At 52.0% G+C, this 8932-nt stretch carries 10 protein-coding genes; 9 read left to right on the top strand and 1 reads right to left on the bottom strand.

The genetic code is table 11. The features are described from left to right. Nucleotides 1-197 precede the first annotated feature (197 nt). From QVO97_RS05910 to QVO97_RS05870, 9 genes are all read left to right on the top strand, one after another. On the top strand, nucleotides 198-470 hold the full coding sequence (locus QVO97_RS05910; protein ID WP_022359457.1) for a GIY-YIG nuclease family protein: 273 nt from the start codon (nucleotides 198-200) through the stop codon (nucleotides 468-470). Nucleotides 471-627: 157 nt separating this feature from the next. After that, nucleotides 628-1251 (top strand): metallophosphoesterase family protein, encoded by a 624-nt coding sequence (locus tag QVO97_RS05905; RefSeq protein WP_022359456.1) that lies wholly within the window; start codon nucleotides 628-630, stop codon nucleotides 1249-1251. Then, nucleotides 1208-2101 carry a metallophosphoesterase gene (locus QVO97_RS05900; protein WP_022359455.1) on the top strand — a complete coding sequence of 298 codons (894 nt, stop codon included), beginning with the start codon at nucleotides 1208-1210 and terminating at the stop codon, nucleotides 2099-2101. The genes QVO97_RS05905 and QVO97_RS05900 overlap by 44 nt, the downstream gene beginning before the upstream one ends. A 24-nt stretch (nucleotides 2102-2125) precedes the next feature. Next, the gene (locus QVO97_RS05895) at nucleotides 2126-2623 is read left to right on the top strand and encodes an NUDIX hydrolase (protein ID WP_022359454.1); all 498 of its coding nucleotides are present in this window, start codon (nucleotides 2126-2128) and stop codon (nucleotides 2621-2623) included. 378 nt (nucleotides 2624-3001) lie between these two features. Beyond that, entirely contained in the window at nucleotides 3002-4018 is a 1017-nt protein-coding gene (locus tag QVO97_RS05890) for a LysR family transcriptional regulator (RefSeq protein WP_022359453.1), read from the top strand. Next, on the top strand, nucleotides 4018-4515 hold the full coding sequence (locus tag QVO97_RS05885; RefSeq protein ID WP_022359452.1) for a pyridoxamine 5'-phosphate oxidase family protein: 498 nt from the start codon (nucleotides 4018-4020) through the stop codon (nucleotides 4513-4515). The genes QVO97_RS05890 and QVO97_RS05885 overlap by 1 nt, the downstream gene beginning before the upstream one ends. Next, nucleotides 4512-6233, top strand: coding sequence for a metallophosphoesterase (locus QVO97_RS05880; protein WP_022359451.1), 1722 nt, complete (start codon nucleotides 4512-4514; stop codon nucleotides 6231-6233). Before QVO97_RS05885 ends, QVO97_RS05880 begins: the two co-directional genes overlap by 4 nt. Further along, nucleotides 6196-7074: a radical SAM protein gene (locus QVO97_RS05875; protein ID WP_022359450.1), complete on the top strand. Its 879-nt coding sequence runs from the start codon at nucleotides 6196-6198 to the stop codon at nucleotides 7072-7074. The genes QVO97_RS05880 and QVO97_RS05875 overlap by 38 nt, the downstream gene beginning before the upstream one ends. Before the next feature lie 6 nt (nucleotides 7075-7080). Beyond that, nucleotides 7081-7938 (top strand): EamA family transporter, encoded by an 858-nt coding sequence (locus QVO97_RS05870; protein ID WP_022359449.1) that lies wholly within the window; start codon nucleotides 7081-7083, stop codon nucleotides 7936-7938. Here QVO97_RS05870 and QVO97_RS05865 read toward each other — a convergent pair. Continuing rightward, nucleotides 7935-8882, bottom strand: a complete 948-nt coding sequence (locus tag QVO97_RS05865) for a DNA-3-methyladenine glycosylase family protein (RefSeq protein WP_022359448.1) — start codon at nucleotides 8880-8882, stop codon at nucleotides 7935-7937. The genes QVO97_RS05870 and QVO97_RS05865 overlap by 4 nt on opposite strands. Between the last annotated feature and the right edge of the window lie 50 nt (nucleotides 8883-8932).

The following is an 8932-nucleotide window of genomic DNA, read 5'->3' as shown; positions in this document are numbered from 1 at the left end:
AAAGGATTTTTGCCTTGTAAGCCAGGAAAACGCATCCGGCCGGTGCTTGATGATAGATCCGGGGAAGGAGTTTCCCGAACCGGGCGGTGCCCGTGCATTGCAAGGCGCGGCGCCGTTTACATAGGGCGTCCGGATGCGTTTTCCTGTGTACTGAGAAATTTTTGTCGGGAGTGCGAACCATAAAGGCAGGATGAGACATGAATTATACATATCTTTTGCGCTGCGCGGACGGAACCTTGTACTGCGGGTGGACGAACCATCTGGCAGCGCGGGTGGCGGCTCACAATGCTGGGAAAGGTGCAAAATACACGAAAACCCGCCGTCCGGTAGTGCTGGCATACTATGAAGAATATGCGACGCGCAGCGAGGCGATGCGCCGGGAGGCAGCGATCAAGAAACTGACCAAAAAGGAAAAAGAGGCGATGGCAGCGCTGGGACGGACGGAGCTTCCGGTGGATGACGAGACGTAGATATATCGCGCCGGGGCAGATTATGTACGAAGAATTGGTACAAACAATAGCGGTAAAGGCAAGAAACAGCAGTGAAAATAGAAATTGAAAGATAGAGAGAAAACAGGAGCGGATAGGTACAGTGAGAAAAAGTAGAAGAAACAAAGGATGTATAGTGATGGCAACAGCCCTTCTGGCAGCGCTACTTGGCGGCTGTTCGTTTCTATCGAAGGAGGCAGACGCGACGGAGGTTTCCAGCGAGGCGGAAACGGAAAGTCCGGGTGCCACACAGGAGTCGGAGACTGAGACAACTGAGACAGAGGAGACACAGGAGAGCCATGAGGCTGCCGAAGACGAAGAAAGCGGGGAAGAGGAAACCGAGGACCATTTCGTGGAAAAGAAGATCGTGGTGGCAACGGATATGCACTATTTTGCCGAGAAACTGGCAGGAAACCGCTGTGATTCCTTTGTCGGAATGGCGAGGGGCGGAGACGGGCGCGTGCTGGAGTACGGCTGGGAGGTCATGGACGCCTTTCTCGATGATATGAAGGAGGAAGATCCAGACCTCCTGATTCTGAGCGGAGATCTGACGTTGGACGGAGAGAAAGCGAGCCATGAGGAACTGGCAGAACTTCTGGAAGGACTCAGCGAGGCGGGAATTGAGGTCGCGGTTATACCGGGAAACCACGATATCAATAACCCGGATGCCCGCCGCTATACGGCGGANNNGCCGCTATACGGCGGATGGAACGGAAAAGGTGGAGTCCATCACAGCGGACGAGTTCCGGGATATCTATGCTGATTTTGGCTATGTAGCGGCGGACAGCCGGGATCCGGCATCGCTGAGTTATCTTTATAAGATAGACAGTGCAAACTGGGTGCTGATGCTGGATTCCTGTCAGTATGAACCGAAAAATGAGGTCGGCGGCATGATCCGCCGGGAAACGTATGAGTGGATGGAGCCGATTCTGGAAGAGGCGGAGCGGGAAGGCGCCCGCGTGATATCCGTCAGCCATCATAACCTGCTGGATGAGAGCGGAGTGAGCCGGGCCTTTTATGACAACTGTACGATCGAGCACAACGAGGAACTGGTGCGGATGCTGTCGGATCATGGCGTGCGCCTGCACTTGAGCGGACATCTGCATATCCAGCATTATAAGGAAGACGAGGACACGGGCATCTATGAGATTGTGACGGGTTCCATGGTGATGGCTCCGTGCCATTACGGGATTGTCCGCATCTGGAACGACGGGACCTACCAGTATGATGCGAAATCAGTCGATGTGGACGGCTGGGCGATCCGCCACTCGTACCATAACCGTGATCTGGCAGATTTTACGGCTTATTCGGAGTCGATCCTGCGTCGGGCGGCAATCCGCGATGCAATTCGGGATCTGAATCGCCATATTGAGGATCGCCATGCATTTTTTACGGACGAGAAGAAACGGGAAATGGCTTCGTACTACGCGGATCTGTGCGTGAATTATTATGAAGGACGGATGTATCAGATCGAGGAAGCCGCAAAGGAAAATCCGGTGCTGAAAGATTGGAACAAGATCGGCTATGTCAGCGAACTGAGCGATTTTCTGCAGAATATCCTGGAGGACGAGGCGAAGGACTACGGGCATCTGAAGATTCCGAGCGTACATTAAATAAAAATGGAGGTACCAGGAGGCATGGGAGAGACAAAAAAACAGCGTTCGCCGCTGACAACGCTCTGCTACATTGAAAAAGACGATTCATATCTGATGCTGCACCGCATTAAGAAGAAACAGGATGTGAATGAAGGAAAATGGATTGGCGTCGGTGGACATTTTGAGGAGAATGAAAGCCCGGAGAACTGCCTGCTGCGCGAAGTGAAGGAGGAGACAGGGCTGACTCTGACTTCCTGGCGCTTCCGCGGAATCGTGACGTTTATCGCGAAAGGCTGGCCGACGGAATATATGTGCCTGTACACGGCGGATGGATTTGAGGGAACGCTTCGCGAATGTGACGAGGGCGAGCTTGCCTGGATGGCGAAAAAGGATGTATCGGCTCTGCGGCTCTGGGACGGCGATCGGATCTTTTTGAAGCTTCTGATTGAAAGGGATACGTTTTTTTCGTTGAAATTGTCATATGATGGGGACGAGCTGATAGAAGCTGAGCTGGACGGGGTAAAAATTACATACAAATAAGCACGCAACTGCGGGTTGGTTGGGGAACGAGGGTTCTGCAGTGCGTGCTCATGAGGAATAATCAATATATGGGAACCGATTTTGGGGAAAATCGGGGTGGTTGGCTATGCCAGAAAGATAAGAAGATGAATTATTTTCTCTTGTTCCTTATCTTTAACTTGATTATATATCATTCATCGTATATAATCAAATATAAATAAGAAAATAATTATTATAAATTTTTTGTTATAGAATCATAAGTGGACAAAAGTGCCGGAAACCCTGTAGATAAATGGGAAAGAATGGAACGGAATGAGAATGTTCACGGGCGGGAAGTTTTGGGATGAAATATCCCGCAGGATGCAGCGATGAGAAAAAGCAGGGTACATAGGAGGAAACATGTTCGACGGAAAAGAGTATGTATACGCGGTCTACGAGGAAAAGAGTTTTTCGAAGGCGGCGCAGAAACTGTATATTACGCAGCCGGCGTTAAGCACGGCGATCAAGAAGGTGGAGAAAAAGATAGGAACTCCGATTTTTGACCGGAGCACCTCTCCGATCGGACTGACGCCGGGCGGTGAAGTTTATATCGACGCGATCGAAAAGCTGTTTGCGCTGGAACAGAACACGCTCAATCAACTGAATAACTTAAATGGGCTTCTGGCGGGCAAGCTGTCGGTTGGCGGAACGATCTTTTTTACCTCGTTTGTACTTCCGGGCGTGTTGAGCGAGTTTTCCCATCGGTATCCGCAGATCAAGATTGATCTGCAGGAGGGCACGACCACACAGCTGACCGATAAGCTGGTTGCCGAGGAACTGGATCTTCTGATCGATAACTCGGAACTGGATGACAAAAATTATGAAAAGTATTATTATAGCACGGAGAGAATTATTCTGGCTGTTCCGAAGAGTTTTCCGATCAATGAGGAGCTGACCCAGTATCAGCTTACCGCGGAAGATATCCGGGCAGGACGCCACAGTCAGGCGGAGTTCCCGGTACTGCCGCTGCCGCTCTTAAAGAGTACTCCGTTTATCTTCGTCAAAGAGGAAAACAGCATTTACAAGCGCAGCATGAAGATGTGCAGCCGCCAGAATTATTCGCCGAATATTATCATGAAACCGGACCAGGTTGTCTCTGCGTTCAACATGGCAGGACGGGGCGTGGGCGCGACCTTCATCCCGGATGGCCTGATCGTCAATCTTCCATATGAAGTGCCGCTGTGCTTTTACAAGATGAATGAAGAGCTGGCGGTCCGTTACGTTTATTTGTACAAGAAGAGAAATAAGTACCTCACGAAGGCGATGGAGGAGTTTATCCGCGTGGCAGTCGGCGACGAGGCGTTCCAGAAGGTACGGGAGCAACGGGAGAAAGAGAATCAGGAGAAGAAAGGTTCGGATAAGAAGGGGGATAAATAATGCGAAGAGGAGAACGTGCGATTGAGTCGAAAGACGGGCAGAAAGCCATTTTGGAACACTGCCGGGTGTGTAGTCTCGCCTTTTCCGGGGATGAATACCCGTATGTGATCCCGTTAAATTATGGTTTTGTGTGGAACGAAGACCAGGAGACGCCGGTGCTGTATTTCCACGGCGCTCCGGTGGGAACGAAGATTGAGCATATGGAGCGCGACAACCGGGTGGCATTCTGTGTGCAGAATGAAAAAGAGATAAAGATTCTGGAACCGGCATGCAGAAGCACGATGATTTATGAGAGTGTTTGCGGCACTGGACGGTTATCCCGTGTGGCTGATCCTGGGGAGAAAGGAGAGGCACTGACAAGGATCATGCAGCAGTATGACCCGGAGGGCGGACCGTATGAGTTTGCTCCGGAGGTAGCGGCGAGAACCACCGTCCTCTGCCTGCGTGTGGAAACTCTGACAGGTAAGAGCAATGCGCCGAAACCGGAGCAGCCATGAAACAGTTAAGACAGATATCAATTCTGGTGCGGGGGGCACAGCTTCTGCTGCTGGTCCTCGCACTTTTTCTGGTTGTATGGCTGGTGCCGGATGCAGGGAAAAAGCATGCATCCGGGACGGAAGCTTCGGAAGCTGAGACAGATGGCGGCGATGTGGCGGAGAATGAAAAAAATGGAGCCGCCGGGAATCTGAAGGAGGATGGATCATCCGCCGGGGAAGTGATACAGGATGATGCAGATGAGAACGCTTCGGATGTAGAAGCGGCTTTAAAGCGCCGGACTTCCCGGAAACAGCTGTATAAAAGAAAAAAAGTGCCCCAGAAGGCACAAGAAGAGACGGTTTATATGCCGCCGACTATCTGGCTGGCGACGGATCTTCACTATCAGTCCCCGCAGATGACAGATTTCCAGTCTGCGTTTGATACCTATACGATGGGAAATGATGGGACGCTCGTGCCGTATCTGGATGAGATCACGGAGGCATTTCTGGAGGAGGTGCGGACGGTGCATCCATCGGCACTGGTTTTGAGCGGAGATCTCTCCCAGAATGGTGAGAAAGCAAACCATGAAGCGCTTGCAGAAAAGCTAGAGCGGGTGCAGGCGGCGGGAATTCCGGTGCTGGTGATTCCGGGCAACCATGATATCAACCACCCGTGGGCAGCAACGTATTTTGATGATCAGGTATCCCCGGCAGAGGGAACAAGTTCGGAAGAGTTTTACCAGATTTACCATAAGTTTGGCTATGATCAGGCGATGTCCCGGGCTTCGGATTCACTGAGTTATGTTTACCGCCTGGATGAAAAATATTGGCTGATGATGCTGGACAGCTGCATGTGTGAACCGGTCCATGAGACGGGCGGAAAGCTAAGCGAAGAGACGGTTGCGTGGATGAAAACACAGCTGGAGGAGGCGAAAAAACAGGGTGTGACGGTCATTCCGGTTTCACACCACAATCTGTTGGATGAGAGTACACTCTATCCGGAGGAATGCACGATTGAAAATACGAAAGAAGTGACCGCGCTTCTGGAAGCATATGGAGTTCCGGTGTATTTGAGCGGGCATCTGCATTTGCAGAGAATCAAGAAGCATACGTCAAATCTGAACACACCGGGCGGATATGGAATCCGGGAGATAGTGACTTCTCCGCTTCCGATGGCGCCGTGCCAGTACAGTATCCTAAACTGGCAGGCGGATGGCAGCCTGTCCTACCATACAAAAAAGGTAGACATAGCAGGCTGGGCGCAGCGCTACGGGGAAGAAGACGAGAATCTTCTCAATTTTGATACTTATGCGGATCAGTTTCTGGTAGATGTGATTTCGGAACAGGCGTTTAAGGCGCTGCAGTCGGCATCAAAGGATATCAAAGAAGAGATGGCAAGGCTCTATGCCGATATGAACCGTGATTATTGTTCGGGCACGAAGATTGATGTGGCAAAGATCAGAAAAAGCGAGGCATATCAGTACTGGATCCGTTACAGCGGCAATGATTTCTGGCTGGCAAGGCTGCAGGCGATCCTGCACGATGCCCGGACGAACAACACGGTGCTGGAGCTGAAAGCGGGCGTGGATTTCCCGCTGCCGGGGGAGACGATAGAAAACCCGGAGAATGCAGAAAATGAGGAAACTGCCGGAGCAGATGCGGGCAGTCCGGCAGAGGAGATACAGAAAAAGGAGGAATCATATGGACTACGAGGGAATTGTATACAGACCGCCGAGTGAGGCGCGCAGCCTGATCATTCAGGTGACGATCGGATGTGCACACAACACCTGCGGCTTTTGCAATATGTATAAAGAAAAGAAGTTCCGGATCCGGAGCCTGGCGGAGATTCTGGCAGATTTGAGGGAGGTTTCCCACAATCCGTATGCGCCGTATATCGAGAAGGTATTTTTGGCGGACGGCGATGCGCTGGTTATGAAAACGGAGGATCTTCTGGTGATTCTGGATGCGATCCACCGCCTGTATCCGGGCGTGAAGCGGGTGGCTTCCTACGGAACGGCACAGGATATTTTGCGGAAATCGGAAGAAGAGCTGATCCGCCTGCGCGAGGCGGGACTCGGAATCGTCTATGTGGGCGCGGAATCCGGCGACAATGAGATTTTAAAATATATCAATAAAGGCGTGACGGCGGAACAGACCATTGAGGCAGGGCAGAAGCTGAAACGCTGCGGCATCGCGACCTCAGTGACGCTGATTTCGGGGCTTGGCGGACGCAGCAAGGTGGAGGAACATGCCTTGTCCTGTGCGAAGCTCATCACGGCGATGAACCCGGAGTACGCATCCTTCCTGACGCTGCGCCTGTACGAGGGCACGCCGATGTATGCAGATGTCGTGGAAGGGCGGTTCCAGCGGATAACCCCGGATGAAATTGTGGATGAAATGGAAATTTTCCTGAAAAATGTGGATTCTCCGGGCACTGTATTCCGGACGAACCATGCGTCGAACTACGTGATTCTGGCGGGAACCTTAAACGGAGATATCCCGGCCATGCTTAAAAAACTGGAGGAGGCAAAGAGAACGCATCATTACCGGAAATTCCGGGAGACCGGCGATCTCTTATAAGTAGGTATGATTTATCTGATTTTTGCGATTCTTTTCAGCGCGTCCCTGGCGCTGGCGCTGCGGATCAGTGAGACGTTCAGCGATAACCGATATGGGATTTTGGTTGGAAATTATGTGACCTGCCTGGTGGTGGCGTTTGTTCTGCTTCCAGATAAAAATATCTTTGCGGCAGGCAGCCGGACGGCGGTTCTCACGGGAATCGTGAATGGATTTTTGTTTACAGGAAATCTGGTTCTGATGCAGAAATGCATCCGTGAAAATGGGGCAGTTCTGTCGTCGGCATTTGCGAAGCTTGGTATCGTGATTCCGGTCACGGCGAGTATCCTGTTTTTAGGTGAGATCCCAACGCTGTTCCAGCTGGTGGGGATCGTGCTGGTTATTGTGGCGATCTGGGTCATCAACAGCGAGGGGGACCGCGGCTGCGGACGCAGACGGAGGATGGGTTCGGCGGGACTTCTGCTCGTTTTATTTGTCGTCAGCGGTATGGCAGACGGGATGTCCAAGGTAACGGAGCGGATCGGCGAGAGACGGTTTGATGCGCTGTTTCTGTTCTATACGTTCCTGACCGCACTGGTTCTGACTGTGGTTCTGGCATTTCTCGAGCAGCAGAGAACCCGCCGCAAGATTGGAAAGATGGACTTTTTGAGTGGTGTGGCAGTCGGATTTCCAAACTATTTTTCAACCTCGCTGCTGCTGGCGAGTGTGTCGAGACTGCCGGCGTTTATCGTGTATCCAAGCTTTAGTGTCGGTACGATCCTGGTGGTCAGCTTTGTGAGCGTGCTGGTGCTCGGGGATCCAATCAGCCGGAGACAGATTGGGGGATGCGGGATTATTTTGGTGGCGTTGGCGCTGCTGAATCTTTAAGATTTTCCGTTTCGGATGCTGCGCTCATAATAAAAGATATACTGCTGCATTACCCCTGCGTATCCTTTATAGCTTCCAAAAAAATCCTGGATAATAGTAGTGTACAGGCGGCTTTTTGGAAGGCGGCGGTAGCGGATGGGGTGTTTGGGAAGATATTCTTTGGTCAGGATCTGTTCGATCCAGGTATCAACGGGGAAGGCGTCGATGTGGTGGAGTCCGAAGAGGCAGACGCAGTTGGCGACCTTGGGACCGATGCCATAGAGGCTGGTAAGTGCGGTCATGGCTTCGTCCGGAGGCAGGGCTGCGAGGGATTCTAAGGATACGGTTCCGGCGAGGACATCCTGGATGAGGCGGTGGATGTATTTGGCGCGGTAGCCGAGTTTTAAGGTTAATAGGTCGTCCAGGCTGGCAGATGCCAGTTCTTCGGGCGAGGGAAAAGAATAGTAGGTGCGGATGGAACCGTCGGACAGGGCGGCGGTTCTCTTCGCACCGTATTTTTTTGCCAGAGCTTCGACGGCTTCGCGGATCTTTGGGATGGTTTTCTGCTGGGAGATCAGGAAGGTGATCATTATTTCCCAGAGATCCTGACGGAGAATCCGGATGCCGGAACCGGCGTCTGCCGCCGCCGCGAGGTAGACATCGTCTGCGCGGATGGAGGCGATGAAAGAGCCGTAATCGGTGCCGAGATCGAAGTATTGTTTCCAGAAAGGAAGCGCTTCGTCCGGGCAGTCGAAGAAGAAACCGTCCGGCGTCCCGGAAATTTCCAGATAGTGCGTCCCGCTGATGAGTGACCAGATCCCCGGTTTTTCCGGAACCGGAAGCATACGGAAACATTGACCGGAGGCGGCGATCTGGGCGAGGTTTAGGTTCAGGCAGGAGATGATGTGGGAGTTGGGGAAAGTGTGTGTTTCGATTGCAGGCAGGTTTGTTGTATGTGTGTTCATGGCAGGGCATCCTCTTTTTTTTAAATATTCGTAACTGTTCAGTACCTTCA

Origin of the sequence: Clostridium sp. CAG:43, assembly GCF_000434655.1 — a bacterium.
Taxonomy (GTDB): domain Bacteria; phylum Bacillota; class Clostridia; order Lachnospirales; family Lachnospiraceae; genus Otoolea; species Otoolea fessa.
Note: the sequence above shows the minus strand (reverse complement) of the source record. Positions and strands in the feature narration are given on the sequence as shown.

Bases quoted from the DNA above. Each gene is read 5' to 3' on its own strand.
- QVO97_RS05910 (WP_022359457.1), top strand. From the start codon at position 198: ATGAATTATACATATCTTTTGCGCTGCGCGGACGGAACCTTGTACTGC.
- QVO97_RS05895 (WP_022359454.1), top strand. From the start codon at position 2,126: ATGGGAGAGACAAAAAAACAGCGTTCGCCGCTGACAACGCTCTGCTAC.
- QVO97_RS05890 (WP_022359453.1), top strand. From the start codon at position 3,002: ATGTTCGACGGAAAAGAGTATGTATACGCGGTCTACGAGGAAAAGAGT.
- QVO97_RS05885 (WP_022359452.1), top strand. From the start codon at position 4,018: ATGCGAAGAGGAGAACGTGCGATTGAGTCGAAAGACGGGCAGAAAGCC.
- QVO97_RS05880 (WP_022359451.1), top strand. From the start codon at position 4,512: ATGAAACAGTTAAGACAGATATCAATTCTGGTGCGGGGGGCACAGCTT.
- QVO97_RS05875 (WP_022359450.1), top strand. From the start codon at position 6,196: ATGGACTACGAGGGAATTGTATACAGACCGCCGAGTGAGGCGCGCAGC.
- QVO97_RS05870 (WP_022359449.1), top strand. From the start codon at position 7,081: ATGATTTATCTGATTTTTGCGATTCTTTTCAGCGCGTCCCTGGCGCTG.
- QVO97_RS05865 (WP_022359448.1), bottom strand. From the start codon at position 8,882: ATGAACACACATACAACAAACCTGCCTGCAATCGAAACACACACTTTC.